Raw genomic sequence first — 26,646 nt, forward strand, 5'->3', positions numbered from 1 at the left:
GCTGTGAAGACCTATTTTAAAAATATCGCTCAGACGCTTGGATCCATGTTGTATGGACTGAAGATCACTTTCACTCACATGTTGAAAGCCAGAACCTCGCGCCAGCCAATTGGTGTAGCAGACAAGGACTACTTCGAGCATAAGGAGGGGATTTTTACGCTGCAATACCCATTTCAGGAGTTTCCAGTTCCAGACAATGGACGCTACAAATTGCACAATGAAATTGATGATTGTATCGTCTGTGACAAGTGTGCCAAAGTCTGTCCAGTCAACTGTATCGACATAGAGCCAGTGAGAGCGGTAGAGGAAATCGGGAAGACTTCTGATGGGACATCCAAAAAAATATATGCAGCCAAGTTTGACATTGATATGTCGAAGTGCTGCTTCTGTGGTCTCTGTACGACGGTTTGTCCTACGGAGTGCTTGACCATGACCAAGGAATATGACTTTAGCGTGTTTGACATCAAAGCACATAATTTTGAGTTCTCGGACATGACACCTGAACTGGTGGATGAAAAGAAGAAGGAATTCGAAGTGTACAGTGCGGAGAAGCTGAAAGCGGAAGCTGCTGCCACCAAGGCAGTTGTGGCAAAACCCGCTGCAGCTCAGTCAGTTGATGCGCCAAACGCTGAACGTCAAACGCCAAACGCTAAGCCCGTGTTCCGACCGAAGATGAAAAAGTCAACGGACGACAGTCTACCGTCAACGGAAAGCCAAGAGCATACGACGGAAAGTGAAAAGCCAAAAGCTGCTAAACCAGTTTTCCGTCCGAAGGTAAAACAGAAAACGGCAGAATCGCCCAAGGCAGACCGCCCAACGCCAAACGCTGATGAAAAAAGCGATCAGCAATCAGCGGATAGCGATAAGCCTAAAGCAGCCAAGCCAGTTTTCAGACCTAAAATAAAACCTAAAAAGACCGACGAATAGTGGAGCAAGTGGATTTCAATATATTGGCATTTTATGGTTTTGCTGGGATGGCAGTGATCTCTGCCGTGATGATTTTACTCTCCAAAAACATCATTCATTCGGTATTTATGCTGGTTTTGGTGTTTTTTTCTATAGCAGGGGTGTTTTTGATTTCCAATGCGGAGTTTGTAGGTGTGACACAAATCATGGTGTACATTGGTGGGGTATTGATTTTGATGATGTTTGGCGTGATGCTGACCAATCGTATTGATGGTAGCAAACTAGTCACTGAACATCGAAGAGTGATTCCGGCCTTGTTGGTAGGTGTGGGGTTGATCTTGGTTTTTGCGGCGAGCTTGAAACATAAATTCCCATTGGCAGATTTTGGTCCAGTATCAGAATTGAATTATTCAGTCACAGAGACAATTGGAATCAACCTGATGACACATCAGTTGGTGGCTTTGGAGTTGACAGCTGTGCTTTTGCTCATGGCTCTAATAGGAGCAGCCTATCTCGCGGGGTCTAAATTTGAAGAGAAGAAATGATACCAATCGAACACTATATCATCTTCAGTGCGGCACTACTCATCATAGGTTTGCTCATCATCATTGTGAAGCGAAACCTGATCATGGTACTGGTAGGAGTAGAGCTGATCTTGAATGCAGCCAATATCAATTTGGTGGCTTTTTCTCAGCATGATCCCTTGTTGACTGGACAGATGATGTCCTTGTTTGTGATAGTGATTGCCGTGGCAGAGTCTGCGGTGGCACTGGCGATTGTGTATCAGATTTATAGACATCAACAAGTTTCCAACTTGGACGAACTAGATGAATTGAATGGGTGAGTTGAATTATATCGTGTTGTTTGCCATACTGCTCCTTCCACTGGTAGGAGGGGCTATCGCGTATCTTTCTGGCAACAAACTTGGTGGGGTAGTGTTGACTCTTACTTTTGGTTTGGTGCTGTTGTTGGGTATATATGCCATTGTCCAAATCCCATCAGGTACTTCCATTTCTCTGGATTGGATTTCTTTGGGAGCAACCCAATTCAAGGTGGGGTTGTGGTACGATCATCTATCTGGAATCATGATTTTGGTGGTGGCGATTGTCGCCTTGCTGGTGGCAATATTCTCGATGGAGTACATGAAGCATGACGAAAGTCGAGCCAGGTATTTTGGACAGTTGGGCTTGTTTGCCTTCTCGATGTACGGCATTGTTTTGTCTTCCAATCTCTTATTGACTTTTGTGTTTTGGGAGTTGGTTGGATTCTCATCTTACTTATTGATTGGTTTTTGGTTTACACAAGCCAAGCCGCCCATTTCATCTTTCAAGGCCTTTGTGATGAACAAAGTTGGAGATGCGGGTTTTCTCTTGGGTATTTTCGTGCTCTATGCCTATTTCAAGACTTTGGATATTTCTGAATTGTTGTCTTTGACTCAGTCAGGTTTAGAAATCCCAGATATCATGTTGTTTGTTGCGGGTTTTGGTTTGTTCCTAGCGGCAGTTGGTAAGTCTGCGCAATTTCCGTTACAGACTTGGCTACCAGACGCCATGACTGGTCCTACACCTGTTTCGGCACTGATCCACGCCGCTACGATGGTAGCAGCAGGCGTTTATTTGTTGGTGCGTGTTTTCCCTTTGTTGTCTCCAGAGCTGCTACATCTCATCGGTGTGATTGGCGGAATCACCGCATTTACAGGAGCATTTGCCGCATTTGCGCAAAATGACATCAAGAAAATATTGGCCTACTCCACGATCTCTCAATTGGGATACATGGTTATGGCGATTGGTGCAGGTTACCCGATGGCGGCTTTCTTTCACTTGGTGACGCATGCATTCTTCAAAGCGGGTTTGTTTTTGTGTGCAGGTAGCATCATCCACTATTTTCATGAGACGAATCACGATCATGGATTTGATGGACAGGACATTCGCAATATGGGTGGGTTGAGGTCTGTATTACCGATCACTTTTGTGGTCTTCACGATTTGTACGCTTTCATTGGCTGGAGTTCCTTTCTTCTCAGGGTTTCTATCCAAAGAAGTAATCTTAGGAGGCGTATTGGGTAGTTCACTGCCTTATGTAGTCTCAATCTTAGCTTTGGTGTCGGTTTTTATGACCGCTGCTTATATGGCTCGATTGTATTTCAAGGTTTTCTTCGGAGAGAAAGTGACTAGTCAGTTTGTCGAGAATGTCAGAGTCAAAGTTCCTTTGATGGTATTGGCTGGGTTGTCATTTTGGATAGTGTATGCGCTCAATCCGATGGGTGAGCACAACCGAGTAGCCGATATTTTGGGCAATCTGATGATTGATCCTGAGGTGACGCATTTTACTTGGCTGCCTGTGCTTTCTTTGGTATTGGTAGCTTTGGGTATATTGACTTCTTATCTCTATGTGGAGAAGCGGATGTTGATCACTCCGATTGAGGGAGTGAAAAAAGTATTCTATCAGTTGTCTGCGCACAATTTTTATTTGGATCACTTTCATCGCAAAGTGGTGGCTGTTGGCACGATGAAGGGTGCTGAGGTATTGTTTTTTGTGGACAAGAAAATATTGGATCGTTTGGTCGATCTTTTGGCGAAGGGCGAGGTGGTATTTGCGCATTTTGTAGGACTGATTGACAAGCATATCGTGGATGGCTTGGTCAATTTGCTGGGTTGGTTTGCTCATTTTGTAGGCGACCGCACCCGAAAAATGCAAAGTGGCAATGTGCAGATGTATTTCGTTTGGGCTTTGTTTGGTCTGTTGATCGTTGTTTATTTTTTGACTTAATTATCTAGACTTATGGTCTTTGATCACATATTGTCATGGTTGGTATTTGTTCCGCTGATTGCTGGAGCCATCATGCTTTTTGTCCCACGTGACAAGGAGCAAGTTTTCAAATTCATCGCATTGGGCGCTACGGTTGTAGAGCTGGTGTTGACCTTGGTTTTGATGGCGGGTTTTGACAAAGGACTCAAAGGATATGGCACAGCGAGTCTTCAGTTTGCCGATAAACTCGAATGGATCAGTCTCAACATAGGCTCGTTTGGGAGCATCTTGATACAATATTATGTAGCGGTCGACGGAATCAGCGTTTTGATGGTTTTGCTCTCAGCGATTGTACTCTTGATTGGTGTGATTTCCTCTTGGAATATCAAAAAAAGCGTCAAAGGTTATTTTATTTTATACATGGTGCTGTGTACCAGTGTGATCGGCTGTTTTGTGGCGATTGACATGTTTTTGTTCTACCTCTTCTTCGAGTTTATGTTACTACCGATGTACTTCTTGATTGGTATTTGGGGAGGGAAAAGAAGAGAATATGCTTCTATGAAATTCTTTATTTACACGTTGGTAGGTTCACTATTCATCTTGATGGTGATGATCGGGTTGAATCTCTCTGTCGTGGAGGCGCCAGGCAGTATAGTGCATACCTTCGACATCATGAAAATGATGAATCCTGCTAATTATCTACCAGACTCTTTGCTGGGCTTCAACTCAGAGTGGATGGGGGTAAGTTTCAGAGTGTGGGCATTTTTGTTCGTGATGATTGGTTTTGCGATCAAGTTGCCAGCAGTGCCTGTGCATACTTGGTTGCCAGATGCTCACGTCGAAGCACCTACACCGATCTCTGTGGTTTTGGCAGGTGTACTGTTGAAAATCGGAGGCTATGGATTTTATAGAATTGCTTACTCGATCTTCCCAGAATCAGCATCCTACTTCGGATGGTACATTGCCCTAGCGGGCGTGATCGCGATTATCTATGCCGCTTTGGTGGCGATGGCTCAATCGGATTTGAAGAAATTGATTGCTTATTCATCGGTGTCTCACATGGGATTTGTGATGCTTGGTTTGGCATCTCTCACGATCGAAGGCAACTCGGGTGCGATGTTTCAGATGTTTAGTCATGGCGTAATCTCAGCATTGCTCTTTATTCTTGTAGGGGTGATTTATGATCGGACGGGTAACCGTGAGATCGCTAGTTTCAGTGGCTTGGCGGGTAAGATGCCCTACTACAGTGCTGCGGTTTTGATTGGGTTCTTTGCTGCTCTGGGCTTGCCAGGATTTTCTGGTTTTATCGCTGAGTTTCTAGTGCTAATTGGAGCATTTGACGGAGCGGTCAATGGTGAAAACATCAGTCTATGGATGCCAATCCTAGGTTTGGTGGGATTGATCTTGGGAGCAGCCTACTTCCTTTGGACATTGCAGCGCATGTTTTTTGGAGCTTTTTGGATCAAGGACGAATCTTGGCAATTGCCAGATTTGAATCGTAGAGAATGGCTCATGATCTTGCCATTGGTGGTGTTGGCGATCCTCTTTGGGATCTTTCCTAACCTTCTGCTGGATTACTCCAACGAAAGTATTATCGGGTTTGTAGATTATCTACACACCCAGAGTCAAGCCAATTTGTCACTAATCCTGGAGGGAAATTGAAGCAAACTGAATTCATAGCGTACGTCACCCAGCTGATCGGGGAGTTTGGGTATCTTCTTCCAGAAATGACCCTCATCGTGGGTAGTTTGGTTGTGATCTTGTTTGATCTCATCTACAAAGGGCAACAGGGTCAAATTGTCAAAACGGCTTTAACCCTGATGGTATTGGTGCTGGCTGCATGTGCGGTAGCGACGATTACTGTAGACGGCAGCTTCCTCAATGGTGTCTTGGCTCAATCCGCACTGATACGAAATTTGAAGTGGTTTTTTATCCTCATGACTGCTTTGGTTCTCCTGTTTCCGAATAGTAAAATCCAATCCTCAAAAGGGGAATATCATTACTTGATCTTGATGGTTTTATTGGGAGCCATGTTTTTGATTCAAGTACAGAACTTGCTTTTGTTCTATGTTTCTCTCGAATTGGTATCGATTACTTCTTATGTATTGATTGCTTTTTCTTTTCACCGCAAGGGCTTTGAAGCGGGAATCAAATATTTGCTCTTTGGCGCCATGTCGTCAGGACTGTTGCTTTATGGGTTGTCCCTCATGTATGGCTTGACAGGGAGCTTGGATATACAGCAACTCTCAGAGTTGGTGATGCTGGACTATGACACGACTTGGTTAAACATGGCCTTGCTTTTGTTTTTTGTAGGAGTCTTCTTCAAACTGGCTTTGATTCCTTTTCATATCTGGTCACCCGATGCCTACGAAGCAGGACCCACTGCAGCAGTGGCTTATATCTCTGTGTTGCCTAAGGTAGCCATACTGGTATTCTTCTATCATTTCACATCAGCCATTTCTAACCTAGAACCCAATATTATCGATTGGAGGTACATGATTAGTGCTTTGGCAGTGGGTAGCATGTTTGTCGGGAATCTCTCAGCACTCTGGCAAAACAATGCCAAACGGATGTTGGCTTATTCATCCATCGCACACTCAGGTACGCTGTTGATCGGTGTGATCGTAGGAACTTCTTTTGGCTTCCAAGCTTTGATTTTTTACTCTGTTGTCTATGGGTTTATGAATCTGGCTGCATTTTATTTCGTCGATTGGATGGAGGAAAATGGAATCGAAACTATCTCAGGATTGGCTGGACTGGGCGTCAAAATACCTACGATGGGTGTGATGATCACTGTGGTTCTTATTTCATTGGTGGGTCTGCCTCCTACAGGAGGTTTCACAGCCAAGTTGTTGTTGTTTTCTTCTCTATGGGACACCTATCTCGCGACAGATCAGAGTTATCTGCTTTGGCTTTTTGTGTTAGGTATTCTCAATTCAGCAATTTCTTTGTTTTATTATTTGCGGATACCCTATTATTTATTTTTGAAGTCAAGGAACGAAGATTCTCCTGTGAGTGTTACTGCGACAAGGGTGACATGGATGGCAGTTGTCGTTGCTTTGGTATTGGTGACATTCTTTGCATCAGATGTCTTGTTTGCCATGTTATTCTAAAAATTGAGTATAGTCTGACTAGGTGTATTGCTTAATATGTTAGGCATTGGAGCATTTAGCCACCCAATTTATTGAATTATACCATGCAAAGCATGTAACTTTGACTTTTGAAAATTAGCAATGAGTGATCCTATCAAGCATGAATGTGGCATAGCCCACATTCGACTAAGAAAACCTCTCCAATTTTATATTGACAAATACAACACGCCTCTATATGGAGCGAACAAGTTGTTGCTGCTCATGAAAAAAATGCAGAACCGTGGACAAGACGGAGCAGGTATTGCGAATATCAAAATAGGTCTGGAACCTGGGTATCGTTATATCAGCAGGTATCGTTCCATCGACCCAGAGCCTCTCAACAAGATCTTTGAAAAAGTCGGGAAGAAATTTGGTAAAGCCCAAAAGGAGAGTACCAAAGAACAGTTCCATTCCGAAGATTATCTCAAAAGAAATTATGGATTTACTGGAGAGATTTGGTTGGGTCATCTACGCTATGGTACGCATGGCAAGAATGGATTAGAAAGCTGTCATCCATTCTTGAGACAAAACAACTGGAGGAGTAGAAATCTCGTCGTGGCAGGAAACTTCAACATGACCAATGTAGACGAACTCTTCGATATTTTGGTCAATTTGGGTCAAAATCCCAAGGAGAAAACTGATACTGTGACGGTCATGGAAAAGATTGGTCACTTCTTGGACGAAGAGAACCAATTGCTTTTTGATGAATTCAAGGATCAATACAATAACCTGGAAATCACAGCTAAGATCGAAGAAGAACTCAGCGTGCTCAACATCTTGAAAAAATCATTCAAGGATTTTGATGGAGGATATGCCATGGTAGGATTGATGGGACATGGTGCCTCTTTCGTCGCACGTGATCCAGCTGGCATCCGTCCAGCATATTATTATGCAGATGAGGAGATCATCATGGTCGCCTCAGAAAAACCAGCAATCAAGACCGCAATCAATTGTAATTATAACGATATCAAGGAAGTGCTGCCAGGTCACGCTCTAATCATAGACAAAGATGGTGGATTGACAGAAGAGCAGTTTGTGGACAAACTATTGCCTAAAAAGTCCTGTACGTTTGAAAGAATTTATTTTTCGAGAAGTTCAGATCCTGATATTTATAGAGAGCGAAAAAAACTCGGAGAGCTATTGGTACCAAAGGTGCTACAGGCTGTTAATTTCGATTTGAAGAATACCATCTTTTCCTACATTCCTAATTCAGCAGAAACTGCTTTCTTAGGATTGATGAGTGGGATCGATGAGTATTTGATCAAAAAAAGAAAAGAAATCATCATCGATGGCAAACCAAGTCCTGATGATTTGGATCAAGTGCTATCGTTTAAACCAAGAGTAGAAAAACTGGTAATCAAGGATGCCAAATTGAGGACTTTCATCACAGGAGATGCAGAGCGAGATGAATTGGTGGCCAACGTATATGATACTACCTACGAAGTAGTCAACAAAGGCAAGGATAATTTGGTTGTAATTGACGATTCGATTGTAAGAGGTACAACTCTCGAAAAGAGTATTCTGACCTTGCTTGATAAACTGGATCCTAAGAAAGTGGTGATCGTGTCGTCAGCACCTCAGATCAGATATCCAGATTGCTACGGGATAGACATGAGTAGAATGAAGGATTTTGTCGCTTTTAGAGCTGTGTTGGGATTGCTAGAGGATACAGGCAGGTCACATCTCCTAGATGAGGTTTTGGAGAAGTGCCAGACAAAGGGATTTGAAAAGAATGCACCGAATTATGTGCAGGAGCTTTATGCACCATTTACACAAGAAGAGATTTCAGCCAAAATCACACAGATCGTGAAGCCTAAAGGGATGAAAGCAGATTTAGAAATTGTATTTCAATCTGTCAAGAACTTACATAAAGCTTGCCCTAATCATGAAGGAGATTGGTACTTTACTGGCAACTTCCCAACCCCTGGAGGAAATCGTGTGGTGAACAAAGCCTTTATCAATTATATGAAAGGTGTGACAATGAGAGCTTATTAGGCCATTGTAGCAGTAAGAAATGGGAAGGCTTCTGAGTAGTAACTCAGGAGCCTTTTTGTTTGCTGAAAACAAATGATTTAAGTTTTGACTATTTGTTTGTCAACCACTGAATAGCTGTAGTATCTTTCGGTCTAAATCATACCAACATGACTCTATCATTCAAAAAGCTTTTTTTTGTTCAAGCAGCGATTTTCATCAGTTTTTACATCCTTTTTGTAGCCAAGGAAATATTGATTCCTGTGATTTTTGCTTTGCTGTTTGGTTTTATCCTCTACCCAGTGATCAAATGGCTGAAGAACCGAAAAATTGGATTGGTGTGGGCGATTATCATGACCATGTTGACAGTCACTATTTTGGTTTTCGGCATGTTGTTTCTTTTTTCAGCACAGATTGTTTCGATTGTCAAAGAATACAGTGGATTTGTGGAGAAGTTGCGTGAGGTGTTGGACTCTATCGTTCAATTTTTGAACGACAAAGTAGGTTTTATTCCCAATATCAATACTCAGACCATCACAGATCAGTTCTCCGAGTTTTTCACAGATAGTGGTTTGGTGATTGTCTCTGATACGATAGGGGTGACGAGTACATTTTTTTCGTATCTGTTGCTGACAGTGATCTATACATTTTTGATTCTGCTTTATCATGAGCACTTGACTAAGGCACTGACCCGTTTCAATTCCAAAAAAGATCGGCCAGCTTTTCTGAAAATGCTCAAGGAGGTGCAAGAAATCGGACAAAAATACTTGACTTCTATGTTGACCTTGGTGTTGATTTTGGGCACGCTAAATAGTCTCGGACTATGGATGATAGGTATAGATTATGCTTTGTTTTTCGGTTTTCTAGCGGCGGTATTGGCTATTGTTCCTTATGTAGGGACTACTCTGGGAGGGTTGATTCCTGCCTTGTTTGCGCTTATTACCTATGACAGCTATTGGTATCCGATTGGGGTGATTGGGATGTTTTGGTTGATTCAGTTCATTGAAGGTAACTACCTCAGCCCTAAGATTGTGGGAGGAAATCTCAACATCAATGCCTTGTTTTCTATCCTTTCTTTGATTGCTGGTGGCCTGTTTTGGGGTATCCCTGGGATGATTCTGTTTCTACCTATGGTGGCCATCTTTAAAGTGATCTGTTCCTACTACAAAGAATTGAAACCCGTAGCCTTGCTGCTCGGTGATTCGGACAAGAGCGAAACGCCAGAAGAGGGTGTCTTGAGTCGCTGGAGCAAGACGATTCAATCTAAGTTGACTGACAATTCTTAAACCTGATTTATCGGGTAGGGGGCAAAAGTATGCTGGATTACTACGCAAAAGTGAAAGTCTGATTTGATGATACTGAACACGTGAGTGTGAAAGTACCGAGCGTAGCTCTCGTACCCTGGGTGGTCGTGACCGAGCTGGTGTCCCAGAGGCGCACCGTGAGCTTATGGCTCACGGCCGTCTACTCGATTGGCAACTGTTATTTTCTATTTTATGATAAATACCACTTGAGTCAATTTTTCGTCTTTAAAAGCGGCTGTACAATTTATTTGGGCTTCTCTGTCTTTAGATGCGCACATCATCGGAATAGGGCAAATGAACTCAATTGATTTTATTGCAGCTATTGATTCACTTTTAGTATCTTTTTCAATTTCCGAATCGCCAAGGTTTAATGTTCCTGTGTATGTTTTCTCAGGAAATTTTTCGTCTCCATCCCAGTTGAAATTTATACCAAGCCCTTTTACTGTACCATCTTTAGTAAAAAACACAACTCCAATTTCTTCATAAAAGTAGCTTATCTCACCGCTTGGGTAGTCCACTTTTTTACTCGGCTCTCCAATATTCGCTATCAACTTCTTAACCTTGGTCTTACCATATAGAGGGGTGTCATTTATAAAAAGCTCCGCAGATTCAGTATAACGAATCTTTGTGTCAGACTGTCCCATTACAAAATTTGATGTTAATGCGATTAAAATAATTAATCCTAAAAGTCTAATTTTTACTGTTTTCATTTATTATGTATTTAATTGATGTCAACGGCTCCTGTATATGAAAAGTAGCGGATTTTTATGCACCAATTTTCGGTTTATAACTGACCTTTATTTTATTGATTATATTTGGTTTAAGCACTAAAAACGCTATTTTTTTTATACGGTGTTGTGCCACGTATTTATTTAGTTTCCACTCTCAATTTTATTAAAAAATTCTATTAATGCTTGTGCCGTTAAACGCTGTTGTTTGGTTAAATCAATTTCGGCTGTTTCATCTGTCAACAATTTTCCTAAATAGCCAAATTGAGAGTGATTTCCACCTTTTATTTCTATCAAGTCGGTATTTTTTGGTAACTTATTTCTATTTTCCATTACTTCTGTAACGCTTGCTAATCCGTCCAATTCTCCATAAAGTTTTACAGTCGGTAAAGTTCTTTTCGATAAATCAAAATCTCTCGGATGGGAAGTTCCTAATAAGAAAAGTCCTTTCATCAAAGCGGGATTTTCATAAACGAATTGTGATGCCATTTTTGCACCTTGTGAATGTCCGCCAATTATATACTTTCCATTTTTTAGGTCGAACATAGTCTCAATTTTTTTATAATCCCATTGAGGCATCCTCCAATCCATTTTTATGAGGTGACAGGTAAATCCATTTTCGGCAATTTCTCTGCAAAGAGGTGCATATGCTTTTGGGTCTGTCAAGCCTCCTTGAAAGAATATAATTTCGTTTTGATTTTTTGAATTGTTTGCTAAAAACGTGATTTCATCACTTGATTTTTCTACGGATACTTTATTGTCGTTTTTAAAAGTTTCTTCTGGTAAATTCCGTGATTGATAAGTTGTCCATTGCCAAATGAAAAATACAGCCACGAGGCTAAACCAAATCAACCTGAAGATATTTCGCTTTTTTATTTTCATAAGTTCACATTAGCAAAGCCATTCCTATTCCAATTAGTAATAAAGAGGCAATTAGCAATGTTTGCAATGTTTTTGTTTTTCCTTTTTTTGAAAGCCAAATTCCTAACATAATTTCGATTTTTTTAATTAATATTCCGTTTTTCTTATATGTGGCACAACGACCAGCTATCGGGCGTATGTCCGCAGCTAGTGAAAAGCACTAAAGTAGTGAAATCTGCCGAAGCTCACAACGGTTCCAAATGGCACTGCGTTCTGAAAGTCTAAAAATCCTGCAAGCAAAAAATGGTAGAAAGCACTGCCGTATCTCAGCGGCAGATTCACGGTCGAGTTACACAGAAATCTGCCAGAATGCACTAAGACATATGCCCGATCAGCGTCTGTTATGACCCGTTATTTCCGCTTGATTCGTTGTTCTATGTTAAAGTCGTTGTAGTTCGTTTTGCCCAGTTGTTCATCCTCTATGTCGGTAAAGGGTTCGATCTCAAAAATAAATTGCTTTGAGTTGCTTGAAAAGTTTCCAAATATGAATTGGCGAGTTAGGGCTCTAAAGAATGATTCGAGTTTTGAAACGAGTATGTTATTGGAAGTTTCATATAGGAAATCTAGTTTTTGTGGGTTCATCAGATGTTCGTGATAAGTCTGCTTTCCAAAATGCTTCTCCATGACAAAACTTTCAATGCGTTCCCATTCCTTCTGACAGTCAAAATCTTGATCTGTTCCTAACACAGCATCTAGGTTGAAATATCTGCCTCGTTTGCCAAATTCTGAAAGGGTTCTGCAAATTCGGTTTACAAGTTCATCCCCTGTTATGAGTTCATAATCCATGAATGCAAATGGTCGTTCAACTGGAATAACAATTTTTTCAACCTCACTTTTAAGGTATTCAAGATCGTGACCGTTTTTGTTACCTATGAGTTTCTTAAAAGTTGGAAGTTCACCAGTTCGCTCTTGATAGTTCAAGCAGAGCATCGTTTTAAAAAGGCGTTCTAGACCGTTCGCAAGAAATAGTAGTGGGGGATGGTAAAAATCGTTGGCTCCAGTTATTTTCTGGAGTTCCCCTAAGCCTGTTCGCAGGTATTTAATTGAAGTGTTAACCTCAACCACCAGTGAAATTTTTCTGTATGTCTCATTCATCTCTGCGTTTCGTGGCATGGGTCATATCATTTGAGTATGCGGACAAAAGTTCCGCATACTTGCCCTATGGCATCATCAAATCTAATGGGTTTTTTATTTTATTCATGCCCATCACTGCTACATGAGTATATATTTCTGTGGTTTTTATGGAATTGTGCCCGAGCAAGGTCTGGATTTGCCTTAAATCTACGCCATCTTCCAGTAAGTGTGTGGCCAGCGAGTGCCGCAGGGTATGAGGGTTTACTCTTTCTGCAATTTTGGCATTTTTACCTGCTCTGTGTACGATCTTCAAAACACTACTGCCACTATAAGGTTCACCTGGAGCTCCTTCAAATAGAAAAACTTTAGGTTTGTTCAGTGAATAGTATTGCCTCAAATCTTTCAAAACCTGTCCGCTGAGTAGTGTGAATCGGTCTTTTCGTCCCTTTCCCTGCTCCACTCTAATCAAGTTTCTATCACTAAGTATGTCTTTGGGCTTCAAGTTGAGCAATTCGCTTCTTCGCAGGCCTGCCGAATATAGCAGGGATACGATACAGCGATGCTTGAGATTGTGTATCGTGCCCAATAGAGCCAGTACCTGCGTTTTGCTCAGCACCTTTGGCAAGCTTTCCTTTTTGATAGGCCTCTCGATACTGTAAAACCGATTAGGCATTTCCTTGACCACTTCGTAGTAAAACTTGATGGCATTGATCGACTGGTTGATCATCGTGTCAGAATACTTTTTTTGCACCAATGTCTGTAGATATTCTCTGATCTTGACATTATGGATATTCATCAGATTTTTTTCATTCGGATAGTGATTGATAAACCTTTCGAACAGTGTCCTTACCAAGGTGTGGACTTGCAACAAAAAAGTGGACAAATAGTTAAGCGCATTTTGAATAATTATCTTCCCCAAATTCATCGGGTGTTTTATAGCCTAGATAGGCATGTTTCCTTTTTCTATTGTACCAAACTTCAATGAATTCAAATATTTGAGTTTTAGCTTGAAGGATACTGTAGTAATTGACATGGCTGACCATTTCAGACTTGAGTATTTTGAAAAAGCTTTCAGCAACAGCATTGTCCCAACAATTCCCTTTTCTGCTCATGCTCTGCTTGACTCCCTCTCGCTTGAGATGATCAGAAAAAGCATACGCAGCATATTGCACGCCTCGATCTGAATGAAATAACAAGGCTTTAGTAATAGGTCTGTTTTTGATTGCCATTTTCCATGCAGCTAATACAGTAGCCTGTGTGGTCATCGTCGTGCTTAGTGACCAACCCACGATCTTTCGGTCGTACAAATCCATGACAATAGTGAGGTACAACCATCCTTGCTTTGTGGGAATGTAGGTGATGTCAGACACCCATTTTTGCCCTGGGCCTTCCGCATGAAAATCCCTATTCAAGTGGTTTTCAGCTAATGGGAATGAATGTTTAGAATCAGTAGTAACACCTCTGAATTTCTTGACCACAATACTTCTAATGCCTTCTGCACGCATGATTCTTGCCACTCTCTGCCTGGAAACTTTCCATCCCATATCCTGCAGGTCATCTGTGACTTTAGGGCTTCCATACCTTTGTTTACTGCTAAGATGAACCTTTTTGATGTCCTCCATGAGCTGTTTCCTTTGTTTATACCTTTTGGAAGGCTTGTGATGTAACCAACGATAGTAGCCGCTCCGACTTACCTTGAATACTCGACACATCTTCTCAACGGAATGTTTATCGTGGTTTGCCTTCATGAAGAAGAAAACTTCCCGTCGTTCTTGGAGAAGATGCTCACCGCCTTTTTTAGGATATCCCTTTCTTCCTGGGCATCTAGGAGCGCTTTGCGTAGTCTGGCTATCTCTTTTTGTTCATCAGTCATATTTGTGTTTCCCTGTCCAGAAAAACTCCCTTCCTGATATTGTTCATGTTCTCGTCTCCACCGTCTGACTAGGTCTGGTTTGATCCCCAGCTCCTCGGCTACTTCTTTGGTAGGCTTTCCTGATGAAACCAGGTTAACTACCATCATTTTAAACTCCTTATCGAAGTTCCTCCTTTCTCTTTTCATATGCAATAAATTTAACTCCTACGAGCTTAACTTACTGTCTCTTCAAATGTAGCAAGTTCAGTGTTTCCCTGACTATCCGTTACTTCAGCTCCCATGTAAGCTTACATCAGGTCCCAAGATAGCTTACATGAAGGCTCAAGTAAGCTTACTTGGAGGGTCATATAAGCTATCATGAAGGCTATAGTAAGCTTACTTGCGGATACAGCTTCCTAAATGGGAGACGGTAAGTCAAGAGAACTCACGCTAGTCTCACTTGAGTAGTTTCATCAAGGCAATTGCAAAGTATAACCTTCTTTGACCAGCTCGAAGTACTTCTCTACATTGAATTGGTAGTAGTAAGCCCCTTTTTTGGAGTTGGATTTGTCCTTTTCTTCCAAGCGATCGAGGTAGCCTACAGAGAGGATTTTTTTGCGAAAGTTGCGGTCATCGAGCTGCTCCTGCATGATCTCTTGGTAGAGTTTGAGCAGCTTGGGGATGGTAAATTTTTCGGGCAGCAGGTTGAACCCTATCGGTTTGCGCTTGGAGTCCTCTTGCAACAGTCTCAGGGCATCTTGGATGATTTGGTTGTGATCAATGACCAGTTTGGGAATCTCATCGATGTGGAACCAATGCGCATGAAATGACTCCACCAGCTCTTCCTTTTGCTCGTCCAGACGGATCAAGCTGTAGTAGCCCAAGGAGATCACACGTGCGCCAGGGTCTCGATCTACTTCAGAGTAGGTTTGGAAGTGTTCTAGGAATACATCGTCCAGCCCTGTGAACTTGGTCAAGATTCTTTGTGCCGCTATATCTGCAGATTCATCTGCTTGTACGAAACTCCCGATCAGCGACCACTTGCCCGCCTCTGGGTCCACTTGTCTTTTGAATAGCAGCACTTTGAGTTTTTCTTCTTGGGGATCAAACCCAAATATTACATTGTCTACCGCCACCAAAATGGCTTTGGCATCCTTGTAGGACTCGTTATGTTTTGCCGTAGGCTTGGACGTATTCGCACTCATGACTCAAAGGTAATATATTTAAACGTTTCTTGTACGTTTAAATTAAAAACGTTAGTATTACGTTTAATTAGACTTGACGATAGACATGGTAGCAAAAAACATATTAGTGACGGGAGGATTTGGGTACATCGGTGCACATACCGTAGTGGAGCTACTCCAGGCGGGCTATGAAGTGCATGTGGTGGATGACCTGTCCAATACCGACGAAAGCGTCAGTGAGAGAATCCAAGAAATTACAGGCAAGCGACCTGCTTTTACCCTGCTGGATTTGCGAAACGCGCAGGATGTAGAAGCGTTGTTTTCCAACCACACTTTTGATGGTGTGATCCACTTTGCCGCTTCCAAGTCTGTAGGGGAGTCTGCACAGAATCCTTTGCTGTACTACCACAACAACATTTTGGGTTTAGTAAATTTGATTGCAAGTATGAAAAAACACGGTGTGCCAAACATCGTGTTTTCTTCATCCTGCACGGTCTACGGTCAGCCAGATGTGTTGCCTGTGACTGAGCAGACACCCATCAAACCCGCAGAGTCTCCCTACGGCAACACCAAAAAAATAGGAGAGGATATCCTCAGAGACAGTGCCAAGGCTTATGACAACATTCATGCGATTGCGCTGCGCTATTTCAATCCGATAGGCGCACATCCATCTGCTTTGATCGGAGAGAAACCCAAAGGAGTCCCCAACAATCTGATGCCCTACTTGATGCAAGTAGCTACTGGCGAGCGTGAGCTGTTGAGTGTGTTTGGCAATGATTACAACACGGTAGACGGGACAGCGGTCAGAGATTATATCCATGTGGTGGATTTGGCAAAGGCACATGTGATCGCCGTGCAGAGACAGTTGGATGGAAAGCAAAAGGAGGCTTATGAGTTCTTCAATCTAGGTTCTGGGTCTGGATTTTCTGTCTTAGAGATCATCGAGTCCTTTGAAAGAATCAATGGGGTGAAGGTAAACCACCAAATCACCGAGCGCAGAGCAGGTGATATCGAAAAAATATATGCCGACAATACCTACGCCAAAGAGGAGTTGGGCTGGCAGTCTGAGTTGAGTTTGGACGAGATGATGTCCTCCGCTTGGAACTGGCAATTGACATTAAAAGACTAAATACGAGGTTATGAAAGACTTAGGAGCAAAGAAAGCTGCTGTAATAGCAAGTTTTAGGGAGAATTTTGAGGGAGAGCCGATAGTAGTGAAATCACCCGGTAGAATCAACCTCATCGGGGAGCATACGGATTACAACCATGGCTATGTGATGCCAGCAGCCATTGAGCAGGCATCTTATGTAGGGATTGCCAAAAGTGGATCTGAGCAGTGCAAGTTGATCGCATTGGATCTCAATGAAAGTTATGAGTTTTCGATCGAAGGCGCGTTGCAGCCTATAGAAATAGGCTGGGTCAACTACTTCCTAGGGGTGATCGACCAGTACAAGAAAAAGAGTTTGGCATTGGAGGGCTTCCACATGGTCTTTACCAGTGATGTGCCTTTGGGAGCGGGTTTGTCTTCTTCGGCAGCTTTGGAATCGTCGTTTGGCTTTGCATTGAGTCAGTTGTTTTCACACAACGTGTCCTTGGTGGATGTAGCCTTGATGGGACAGCAGGCTGAGCACAATTTTGCAGGAGTGAAATGTGGCATCATGGATCAGTTTGCGAGTTGTCTGAGTACTGCCAATCATGCGATTGTGTTGGATTGTCGCTCGCTGGAGTACACCTCTATTCCTTGTGATATGAAGGACTACCAACTGGTGTTATTCGATACGGCCGTTAAGCACAACCTGGCGAGCTCGGAGTACAATGTACGCAGATCACAGTGCGAGAGTGGAGTAGCTGTATTGCAGACGAAGTTTGACGGCATAGGCTCGTTGCGAGACGCGACCATGGAGCAGTTGGATGCTGTCAAAGGAGAATTAGATAGCATTGTTTACGATAGATGCTCATACGTGATTGCCGAAAATGAAAGGGTGCTTCTCGCAGCAGAGGCCTTGAAAAGTGGCGATATAGAGACGCTAGGGCAGTTGATGAACGAAACGCATTTGGGTTTGAGCAAAAAATATGAAGTGAGTTGCAAGGAATTGGACCTGCTCTATGATATTGCTCAGTTGAATCCCAACATCATCGGAGCACGGATGATGGGCGGTGGTTTTGGGGGGTGCACCCTCAACATTGTGAAGAAAAGTGAGCTGGATAGTACCTTGGAATATGTGCTTGAGAGCTACAAGGATGCTACCCAAGTGGAACTAAAGCATTATATTGTCGCCCCTGGCGATGGAGCCACTTTACTTTAAGACTAATTACTATAAAACATGAATTTTTCTACATTAGACTTTATTATTTTCGGCGCGTACTGTGCCGTGATACTAGGGGTTGGGTTGTTTGTCTCTCGAGACAAAGAAGGGCACGAAAAAAGTGCCGAAGATTATTTTTTGGCGGGAAAATCCCTGCCATGGTGGGCGATCGGAGCATCACTGATTGCAGCCAATATTTCTGCTGAGCAGTTCATAGGCATGTCGGGATCTGGCTTTGCACTGGGACTGGCGATTGCATCATACGAATGGATGGCGGCCATTACGTTATTGATTGTAGGCAAGTATTTTCTTCCGATTTTCATCGAAAAGGGTCTCTACACCATTCCTGAATTTGTCGAGAAGAGATTCAGTACCAACCTAAAAACCATCTTGGCTGTCTTTTGGGTTGCCTTGTATGTGTTTGTCAACCTGAGTTCAGTTTTGTATCTCGGTTCTTTGGCTTTGGAGACCATCATGGGGATACCGATGATGTATGGCGTGGTAGGTTTGGCGCTTTTTGCGGCAGCTTATTCTCTCTACGGTGGTTTGTCTGCGGTAGCATGGACGGATGTGATCCAAGTGGTCTTTTTGGTATTGGGGGGATTGATCACTACCTACTTGGCACTGAACGTGGTGTCGGATGGACAAGGTTCTATAGCTGGCTTCATGCATTTGTTGGATGCAGCTCCGGATCGTTTTCACATGATCTTGGAGGAAACCAACTCTCAATATTCCAACCTACCAGGTATTTGGGTATTGATAGGGGGGCTATGGGTAGCCAATATCTACTACTGGGGATTCAACCAGTACATCATTCAGAGAACATTGGCAGCTAAGTCACTGGGCGAGGCGCAAAAAGGGATCGCATTGGCGGCATTCTTGAAACTGATCATCCCGTTCATTGTGGTGGTGCCTGGTATCGCTGCATATGTGATTGTCAATGATCCAGCCATGATGGAGAGGTTGGGCTCTGTGGCTCAAATGAACTTGCCAAGCACAGGTCAGGCTGATAAGGCCTACCCATGGTTGCTGCAATTGCTGCCATCAGGTTTGAAGGGGATTGCATTTGCAGCCTTGACTGCCGCCGTAGTGTCTTCTCTGGCGTCTATGCTGAACTCTACTTCGACGATCTTCACCATGGACATCTACAAGCAGTACATCAACAAAAATGCTTCGGACAAGCAAATGGTCAATACAGGTCGCTTTGCAGCAGCTGGTGCGTTGATTATCGCTTGTGTGATGGCACCACTGTTGGGAGGGATAGATCAGGCATTTCAATTTATCCAAGAGTACACAGGGATCGTGAGTCCAGGTATTTTGGCGGTATTCATTCTAGGTTTGTTCTGGAAGAAAACTACCAATGCTGCAGCGATATGGGGAGCGGTTATATCCGTGCCGATTGCGATTGCATTCAAGTTCGTACCAGGTATGCCGTTTATGAACCAGATGGGCTTGACTGCTGTCGCTACGATGATTGTCATCATGATCATTAGTCAATTGACTGGTGGAGGAAAAGACGATCCGAAAGGCATTGATTTGTCCAAAGGATTGTTCAAAACTAACCCAACTTTCAATATCTCGGCATTTGTGATCTGTTTGCTTACGGCAGTATTGTACGCGTTATTTTGGTAATATTTAAAAAGAAATAATAACATGTTTGATTCAAAGGAACATTCTCATCGACGGTTAAATATCCTCACAGGAGAATGGGTTCAGGTTAGCCCTCACAGATCCAAAAGACCGTGGCAGGGGCAAGTGGAAAAGCTAGAGCAGGAGAGACGACCCGAACATGATCCTACTTGCTACCTGTGTGCTGGAAATGAGCGCATCGGTGGGGAACGAAACCCAGATTACAAAGACATCTTTGTTTTTACCAATGACTTTGCTTCCCTCCAGGGTGATATCCCATCAGGGGGAGACAATAATGGACTCTTGCAATCTAAGAGTGAGAGAGGGCTGTGCAAAGTGATCTGTTTTTCTCCTCGACATGACCTGACTATTCCAGAGATGGATATAGATGGTATAGAGAAGGTTGTGGACCTTTGGATCAAGCAATGTGAAGAGATTGGGGCACTCGACTACATCAATCATATCCAGATATTCGAAAACAAAGGTGCGGTGATGGGCTGTTCTAATCCCCATCCACATGGTCAGATATGGGCACAGGAGTCGATTCCAGTTGAGCCGATGAAAAAGCAGTTTCAGCAGGAGAAGTACAGATTGGATCACGGCAGAGATTTGTTGGCAGACTATCTCCAGCAAGAACTGGCCGCCAAGGAGCGCATCTTGTTTGAGAATGAGCACATGGTCGTGTTGATTCCTTATTGGGCGGTTTGGCCATTTGAGGCCATGATATTGCCCAAAAGGCAGATGCCAAACATCACGGATATGACTATAGAGGAGAAGAGAGCTTTTGCGGAGGCATATCAGCATTTGACAATCAAATATGACAACCTCTTCCAGACTTCTTTTCCCTATTCGGCGGGCATACATCAGGCGCCATGTGATGGTCGAAAACACCCAGAATGGCACTGGCACATGTCTTTTTATCCGCCCCTGTTGAGATCTGCTACGGTCAAAAAATTCATGGTGGGCTATGAGATGTTTGCCAATCCCCAAAGGGACATCACGGCAGAGTCAGCAGCTCAGCGATTGAGAGAATTACCTGATCTTCATTATTTAAATATTGGTAAATAGATTTAGTAGTCGTTGATATTTAGCGAATAAGAAAAGGTAAGCCATCATGCATTGCGTGATGGCTTTTTCTTTGGGAAAATAATAGGTCGCCCTTTGGAGGCGACCTATTTGTGCTTTTCAGTTTGCTTGATCTAAGTTTTCGGAATTTAGAACAAGTACAGCACGACTACATGTTCTTAATGCTTAGGCATTTTAGCAAGTTTCTCTTCGTAGGACATTGCATCCCAATTTGCTTTGTACTCTTCATTGCTTAGAGAAAGCGTACGTTTTCCTAAGCTTCCTTCTTGGACTTTTATATACAAGACAGGGGTATAGTTAGGGTCTGTCTCGTTTTCGGAGCTATAAATATTGAGCGTATATTGAGATCCATATGAAATGGTATTGTCAACCATTTCAAGTGTAATGCCCTCATTGTTGTCAGGGTCGAGCCAGGCGGTAACTTGGGTGCGATCCAAAAGCAAAGGAATGACACCATTGAAGTCGAATCCTGAGGGGAGTTGGTACATGTCAGAGTATTCGTAACAGTCCGAGTCACTAAAATTACCCTGATCCCAAGTATCTCCTCCATTTTTACTTTCCCAATTAGCTTTTGTTTCATCAAAACTGATATCTGATGGTTGAAGTATTTTAGCTCCTATCCAGTTGTTATTGGTATTGGCGTCCTTGGAGTTAGTGAAGGCTCTGATATATAAAATAGCTTCTACGATCACAAATTCATTGGTGACAGTTTGTTTTATTTTTTCAATTTCTGGGAATCGAATCAAAGAGTTCATTTGTCTAATCACTTCTGTGTTGGCAATTCGTACTTTTAGAAGTTCACCGTCAAATACTGCCTTAGTATTGATTTGATCAATGCTGCAGTCATTGACTCCTGTATATCCGTTTAGTCCTTCACTGAAGTAAAATTCATAAACCCCATCGGATGAGCCGTTGGTACCATCATTGCCATTCGAGCCGTGGCAGATGTAATGAGTGTTATCTACTTCACTAGGTATTGCCAATGTTCCATCTCTGTTGTCGTCAATGCCTGTTCTGATGATGAGCCCCCCATTGGTACATCCATTTGACGCACCAGTGAAGGTTGCAGTACTGATGAGGCTGTTGAGTCCATTTGTGCCATTGCTGCCGTTTGACCCATCTGAGCCGTTACAGATAGGGTAGGTAGCTTGTAGCTCGCTAGGTTCATCTATCAGGTTGTTTCTATTGGCATCCAGACCTATTTTGAACGCTACTCCACCGTTGGGGCATGCCGCAGGGTTAGCACTTGTGACAATGATCGTATTGTATCCGTTGCTACCATTGCTACCATTCGTGCCATTCGTTCCTGTCTGACCATGACATATCGTGACTGTCTCTAGAATCTCATCTATTGTACCATTGCTGTCATTGTCATAGCCAAATGTCAATGCAATACCACCATTAGGACAACTTGATACATCGGTACTGCTCTTTACAATTGGAGTTTTTCCATTCGCACCATCTTTGCCATCTGTTCCATCTTTTCCATCTGTTCCATCAGCACCGTTGAGTCCATGACAAACATATTTCGGTGAACCTACCGATTCTCCTACATCCAAAGTGCCATTTCTGTTGGTGTCCAAGCCAAGAGTAATAGCCAATCCACCATTTGCACAGTTTCCACCAGAGGTTTCAGTTTCGACTTGTACCAAAGTGTTGTAGCCATTGACTCCACCATTTTCCCCATCACAGATATAGTAGGAGGATTCTATCTCATCAGTATCGAGGCTTCCATTGTTGTTTTTATCTAGTCCTATTTCCAGCTTTAGACCACCATTGTCGCAGTTGGTCCCAGGGGATTCTACATTTGCTTTGATCAAGCTTTTGAAACCATGGCTGCCATTTTCTCCATCAATGCCAGTCGAACCATTACATACATAGAATGCTGAGAGTACTTCATCAGTATCCAAACTATTGTTTTCGTTGGTATCCATCCCTATTTCTACCAGCGTTCCACCATTGGTACAGTGTGTTCCTGGGTTTTCTGGAGAGGTCTTGGTGAGCAGCTGGCTCGATTCGGTCTCAGTGCCTTGGCTGCCGTTACATACATAACTGATGGACTCTATTTCTTCTTCGTCAAGCACGTCATTTTCATTGTCATCTTGACCTACGCTGATTTTTATGCCGCCAGATGCGCAGTTGCTACCTGCGGCTTCTTGATCCACTTTGACGAGAGCATTGTAGCCATTGGCTCCTGCTTCTCCTGGGATGGGGTCGCTAGACTCTTCGATGCATCTGGTGAGGGCTAGGGAACAAAAAACAAGAAGAATGAAAATTGGTTTGGATAAGCTGTAGTAGGCTTTCATGGTGCTAGGGTTTTAGGGTGTGTTGGTTTTTTATTTAGATTCAAATATAAATTTAAGAAAAACTAAGTATTAGAATGAACTCTTTCGATTAGAACTACTTATATGTCGATTGTTTGGGATGTGTTTTCGATTGATGTGGCAATATAGTTGTCACATCATACAGGAAAACTCTGTGGAGACATGGGACTGAGGATGTTGTCCGAAAAATGAAAAGCCACTCGCAAGAGTGGCTTTTCGGAAATGATGATCTGTAAGGGCGGCAGATCAGTCAACCTATGATTAATAAAACTATTTACTTTCTTTGTTAGAATCTTTTGGTGCTCAGCCCAATTACTTCATTAGCTTTTTAGCGATAGCTAATGTTTCTTTTACTTTGGCTGTAACTGCTGCATAGTCGTAATTGCCACTAGCGTCTTTTGCAAAAAGCTTAGACCCCATACCTACACAGTGTACGCCTGCATCAAACCAGCCTTTCATGTTGTCCTCTGTTGGTTCTACACCGCCAGTTGGCATGATGCTAGACCAAGAGAATGGACCTTTGACAGCCGCTACGAAAGACGGCCCGCCTACCTGTGATCCAGGGAATATTTTGACCACCTCAGCACCTAATTCTTCGGCATAAGAGATTTCGGTCAATGAACCACAACCTGGTGACCAAGAGATTTTTCTTCTGTTGCACACTTTGGCCATCTCAGCATTCAAAATCGGAGATACAATGAAATTGGCACCTAGTTGGATATAAAGAGCCGTAGTGCCAGCATCTACAATTGATCCGATACCTAGGATCATTTCTGGGGTTTCTTTTGCAGCATATTTGTTCAACTCGCCAAAAACCTCGTGAGCATAATCACCTCTGTTGGTGAATTCAAATACTCTTGCTCCTCCATCGTAACAAGCTTTCAATATCTGCTTGCACACTTCTAAATCTTTGTGATAGAATACAGGTACAACACCTGTTTCTTTCATTTTTACTGCTACGTCTATTCTTGTAAATCGTGCCATTGTGTTACCAATTTAATATTTTGTTAAAATCATACTGTGTTGGATCCTCTGTGATCAGACCCAACTGTTCGTAATCTTCTTCTTGGATGAAATGAAGATTTTTGAAACTCAACTTAGATATTTCTGCGTCAATATCTACCAATCTTGGCGGAATTACTCCGTCACTGTTTTCGAATTCTGACAAGAACATCGGAGTGATGTCACCTCTAGAGTTAGTCGTGACGATGCATCCACTGATTCCTTCGTCAAAGAGTTTTTTGACTCCTATCGCCAGCAGCGTACAAAGTGTCAAATCATACCCAATCGGTCTGCAGCATCTCAATTCATAGCCCAATTCGATAGGCCTACTTTTGATTTGCAAGTTCATGGATTTGAGTCGCTCTTGAACGAGAATATTGAAAATATTGGATTTACTCACATTGCCCAGCTCTGGATGACCATGATCATCATAGGTGAACATAATGCCAGATGCTTTGAGCTCTTCCTCGTCGATGATGTGAAAGACACCCTCGCTGATCAGCGCAACGCCATAATTGATTCCCAACAATTTCCTTTTCAACATCGAGGAAATGATCAGAGAAACCACCTTGTCCAAAGTTGCTTTTGTCTTGTTGAACATCTCGGGGATGATCAACATGGGAAAGTGACAAGCAGATGCAATCCCAAATGCCAAGTGACCAGCCGTTCGTCCCATGGCAGACATCACAAACCAGTTGTTGCTGGTGATGGCGTCTTCATAAATGGTGTTGCCGATTTTCACTCCTTCATCCTTGGCAGAGTGGAAACCAAAAGTTGGATTCCTGTCAGGAAGTGGGAGATCATTGTCTATGGTTTTCGGAACGTGGATGTTGGCAATGGGTAAATTGTTCTTTGCCAGGTACTTTGAAATCCTGTTGGCTGTACTCGCTGTATCATCACCACCAATGGTGACGAGTAGTTTTACATTGTTTTTGACAAAGAAGTCGGTATTGAAATCGCTGTCTTTGGGTTTGAATCTACTCATCAGGATGGATGAACCACCTCTGCTGAATATCCTGTCTGCATAGTGAAAGTCAAATGAGATGACCTTTGGCTCTGGAGAGAACAAGCCCCTGTATCCATCATGTATGCCCAATACTTCATAACCATCTTTGAGGAAGATTTTGGCAACTGTACTGACGACAGTGTTGATGCCAGGAGCAGGTCCTCCACCACAAATGATAGCTACACTTTTTTGAGACATAAATGTTTTAGATTATTGTTGAGAGAAAAAATAGGGGGCCGGATTCCGTATAAACAGTGCAATCAATTACCAGCCCCCGTCTAGGAGATATTATCTAGCGACTCTGCCTGAGGCATCGCCACCCATTAATTTCATTACTTCGTCTACAGTGACCAAGTTTGCATCACCTTTGATGGTATGTTTCAAACAAGAAGCTGCTACTGCAAAATCCAAAGCATTTTGATCATCTTCTGGGTATGTTAACAATCCGTAGATCAATCCACCCATGAAAGAATCACCACCACCTACGCGATCCACAATGTCAGTGATCTGATACTGACGAGTTTGCAACATTTGTTTTCCGTCATATAAAACTCCAGCCCAAGTATTGTGCGATGCAGAGATAGAACCTCTGAGCGTAGTGATTACTTTTTTAGCTCTTGGGAATTTTTCCATCATTTGTTGACAAACAGACAAGAAAGCTTCTGCTTTTACATCATGTCCGTGAGTTTGAACTGCTGCTCCTTCTGGCTTGATACCAAAGTGCATTTCAGCATCTTCTTCGTTGCCCAAGATCACGTCACAGTATGAGGTCAATTCTGTCATGATTGCTTCACGATCTCCACCGTATTTCCAAAGCTTAGCTCTGTAGTTGAGGTCAGTAGAGATAGGAATACCCATTTCGCTAGCTACTTTTACTGCTTCCAAACAAGCGTCTGCTGCGCCTTGCGAAATGGCAGGAGTGATTCCTGTCCAGTGGAACCACCCCGCACCTTCAAACACTTTCTTCCAGTCGATCATGCCTGCTTTGATTTCAGACATTGATGAGTGCGCTCTGTCATACACGACTTTGCTACCTCTGCTTACTGCTCCAGTTTCTAGGAAATAGATACCAAGTCTATCTCCTCCAAATATGATATTTTGTGTGTTGACACCTCTTTTGCGCATTTCCATCAATGCACATTCTCCTATGTCATTTTTTGGTAATCTTGTTACGAAATCAACAGGTACTCCGTAATTGGCCAATGAGACAGCCACGTTAGATTCACCACCACCATAGACGACTTCAAAAGAATTGGCTTGAGAAAATCTCAAAAATCCTTCTGGTGCTAATCTTAGCATAATCTCGCCGAATGTTACAACTTTTTTCATAATCAATTTAAATTTTCACTTTCCGTGTACGAACACGGTATTTCTCCTAAAAAAGCCCTTGCTAAGAAGGGTAATTGCTCGTGTTCGTACACGAACGGGCACAAATGTAATATTAAAAGGGATGCTTCCAAATAAATTAATTCTTT

The 26,646-nt window shown here is 42.7% G+C and carries 23 protein-coding genes; 12 read left to right on the forward strand and 11 right to left on the reverse strand.

Features of this window, described 5'->3' with window-relative positions; all coding sequences use genetic code 11:
- Positions 1-3 precede the first annotated feature (3 nt).
- The 8 genes from N6H18_RS09970 to N6H18_RS10005 all read left to right on the forward strand — a co-directional run bounded on the left by N6H18_RS09970 (position 4) and on the right by N6H18_RS10005 (position 10,041).
- On the forward strand, positions 4-927 hold the full coding sequence (locus N6H18_RS09970) for a 4Fe-4S binding protein (protein WP_262308126.1): 924 nt from the start codon (positions 4-6) through the stop codon (positions 925-927).
- Between the two features lie 8 nt (positions 928-935).
- A complete protein-coding gene (locus N6H18_RS09975; RefSeq protein ID WP_262308127.1) occupies positions 936-1,451 on the forward strand; it encodes an NADH-quinone oxidoreductase subunit J family protein in 516 nt (171 codons plus the stop codon).
- Positions 1,448-1,750 carry an NADH-quinone oxidoreductase subunit NuoK gene (gene nuoK, locus N6H18_RS09980; protein WP_262308128.1) on the forward strand — a complete coding sequence of 101 codons (303 nt, stop codon included), beginning with the start codon at positions 1,448-1,450 and terminating at the stop codon, positions 1,748-1,750. Before N6H18_RS09975 ends, nuoK begins: the two co-directional genes overlap by 4 nt.
- Positions 1,743-3,674: an NADH-quinone oxidoreductase subunit 5 family protein gene (locus N6H18_RS09985; RefSeq protein WP_262308129.1), complete on the forward strand. Its 1,932-nt coding sequence runs from the start codon at positions 1,743-1,745 to the stop codon at positions 3,672-3,674. The genes nuoK and N6H18_RS09985 overlap by 8 nt, the downstream gene beginning before the upstream one ends.
- Before the next feature lie 12 nt (positions 3,675-3,686).
- Complete coding sequence (locus N6H18_RS09990) at positions 3,687-5,315, forward strand: complex I subunit 4 family protein (protein ID WP_262308130.1); 1,629 nt, start codon at positions 3,687-3,689, stop codon at positions 5,313-5,315.
- Entirely contained in the window at positions 5,312-6,766 is a 1,455-nt protein-coding gene (locus tag N6H18_RS09995; RefSeq protein WP_262308131.1) for an NADH-quinone oxidoreductase subunit N, read from the forward strand. The genes N6H18_RS09990 and N6H18_RS09995 overlap by 4 nt, the downstream gene beginning before the upstream one ends.
- A 120-nt stretch (positions 6,767-6,886) precedes the next feature.
- Positions 6,887-8,779 (forward strand): amidophosphoribosyltransferase, encoded by a 1,893-nt coding sequence (locus tag N6H18_RS10000; RefSeq protein ID WP_262308132.1) that lies wholly within the window; start codon positions 6,887-6,889, stop codon positions 8,777-8,779.
- Between the two features lie 146 nt (positions 8,780-8,925).
- Positions 8,926-10,041 (forward strand): AI-2E family transporter, encoded by a 1,116-nt coding sequence (locus N6H18_RS10005; RefSeq protein ID WP_262308133.1) that lies wholly within the window; start codon positions 8,926-8,928, stop codon positions 10,039-10,041.
- Between the two features lie 203 nt (positions 10,042-10,244).
- On the opposite strand, the gene N6H18_RS10010 is transcribed toward N6H18_RS10005, so the two are convergent.
- From N6H18_RS10010 to N6H18_RS10040, 7 genes are all read right to left on the reverse strand, one after another.
- The gene (locus tag N6H18_RS10010) at positions 10,245-10,769 is read right to left on the reverse strand and encodes a DUF7738 domain-containing protein (RefSeq protein WP_262308134.1); all 525 of its coding nucleotides are present in this window, start codon (positions 10,767-10,769) and stop codon (positions 10,245-10,247) included.
- A gap of 162 nt (positions 10,770-10,931) precedes the next feature.
- Positions 10,932-11,669: an alpha/beta hydrolase gene (locus N6H18_RS10015; RefSeq protein ID WP_262308135.1), complete on the reverse strand. Its 738-nt coding sequence runs from the start codon at positions 11,667-11,669 to the stop codon at positions 10,932-10,934.
- Positions 11,670-12,059: 390 nt separating this feature from the next.
- Positions 12,060-12,821, reverse strand: a complete 762-nt coding sequence (locus tag N6H18_RS10020; protein ID WP_262308136.1) for a hypothetical protein — start codon at positions 12,819-12,821, stop codon at positions 12,060-12,062.
- Positions 12,822-12,867: 46 nt separating this feature from the next.
- Positions 12,868-13,578 (reverse strand): tyrosine-type recombinase/integrase, encoded by a 711-nt coding sequence (locus tag N6H18_RS10025; RefSeq protein WP_262308137.1) that lies wholly within the window; start codon positions 13,576-13,578, stop codon positions 12,868-12,870.
- Between the two features lie 91 nt (positions 13,579-13,669).
- Entirely contained in the window at positions 13,670-14,530 is an 861-nt protein-coding gene (locus N6H18_RS10030; RefSeq protein ID WP_262308138.1) for an IS3 family transposase, read from the reverse strand.
- Positions 14,527-14,841, reverse strand: a complete 315-nt coding sequence (locus N6H18_RS10035; protein ID WP_262308139.1) for a transposase — start codon at positions 14,839-14,841, stop codon at positions 14,527-14,529. The genes N6H18_RS10030 and N6H18_RS10035 overlap by 4 nt, the downstream gene beginning before the upstream one ends.
- 266 nt (positions 14,842-15,107) lie before the next feature.
- Complete coding sequence (locus tag N6H18_RS10040; protein WP_262308140.1) at positions 15,108-15,839, reverse strand: NUDIX hydrolase; 732 nt, start codon at positions 15,837-15,839, stop codon at positions 15,108-15,110.
- Positions 15,840-15,924: 85 nt separating this feature from the next.
- On the opposite strand from N6H18_RS10040, the gene galE reads away from it, so the two are divergent.
- The 4 genes from galE to N6H18_RS10060 are packed head-to-tail and all read left to right on the forward strand — an operon-like array spanning position 15,925 to position 20,821.
- Positions 15,925-16,947 (forward strand): UDP-glucose 4-epimerase GalE, encoded by a 1,023-nt coding sequence (galE, locus tag N6H18_RS10045; protein ID WP_262308141.1) that lies wholly within the window; start codon positions 15,925-15,927, stop codon positions 16,945-16,947.
- 10 nt (positions 16,948-16,957) lie between these two features.
- Positions 16,958-18,124: a galactokinase gene (gene galK, locus N6H18_RS10050; RefSeq protein WP_262308142.1), complete on the forward strand. Its 1,167-nt coding sequence runs from the start codon at positions 16,958-16,960 to the stop codon at positions 18,122-18,124.
- An 18-nt stretch (positions 18,125-18,142) separates the two neighbouring features.
- Positions 18,143-19,756 (forward strand): sodium/sugar symporter, encoded by a 1,614-nt coding sequence (locus N6H18_RS10055; protein WP_262308143.1) that lies wholly within the window; start codon positions 18,143-18,145, stop codon positions 19,754-19,756.
- A 21-nt stretch (positions 19,757-19,777) separates the two neighbouring features.
- Complete coding sequence (locus N6H18_RS10060) at positions 19,778-20,821, forward strand: UDP-glucose--hexose-1-phosphate uridylyltransferase (protein ID WP_262308144.1); 1,044 nt, start codon at positions 19,778-19,780, stop codon at positions 20,819-20,821.
- 176 nt (positions 20,822-20,997) lie between these two features.
- On the opposite strand, the gene N6H18_RS10065 is transcribed toward N6H18_RS10060, so the two are convergent.
- The 4 genes from N6H18_RS10065 to N6H18_RS10080 all read right to left on the reverse strand — a co-directional run bounded on the left by N6H18_RS10065 (position 20,998) and on the right by N6H18_RS10080 (position 26,500).
- Positions 20,998-23,145, reverse strand: a complete 2,148-nt coding sequence (locus N6H18_RS10065) for a DUF7151 family protein (protein WP_262308145.1) — start codon at positions 23,143-23,145, stop codon at positions 20,998-21,000.
- Between the two features lie 330 nt (positions 23,146-23,475).
- Entirely contained in the window at positions 23,476-24,147 is a 672-nt protein-coding gene (locus tag N6H18_RS10070) for a bifunctional 4-hydroxy-2-oxoglutarate aldolase/2-dehydro-3-deoxy-phosphogluconate aldolase (protein WP_262308146.1), read from the reverse strand.
- Between the two features lie 4 nt (positions 24,148-24,151).
- Positions 24,152-25,369 carry a 6-phosphofructokinase gene (locus tag N6H18_RS10075; protein ID WP_262308147.1) on the reverse strand — a complete coding sequence of 406 codons (1,218 nt, stop codon included), beginning with the start codon at positions 25,367-25,369 and terminating at the stop codon, positions 24,152-24,154.
- 90 nt (positions 25,370-25,459) lie between these two features.
- On the reverse strand, positions 25,460-26,500 hold the full coding sequence (locus N6H18_RS10080; RefSeq protein WP_262308148.1) for a sugar kinase: 1,041 nt from the start codon (positions 26,498-26,500) through the stop codon (positions 25,460-25,462).
- Positions 26,501-26,646: the final 146 nt, after the last annotated feature.

Origin of the sequence: Reichenbachiella agarivorans, from assembly GCF_025502585.1 — a bacterium.
Lineage (GTDB): Bacteria > Bacteroidota > Bacteroidia > Cytophagales > Cyclobacteriaceae > Reichenbachiella > Reichenbachiella agarivorans.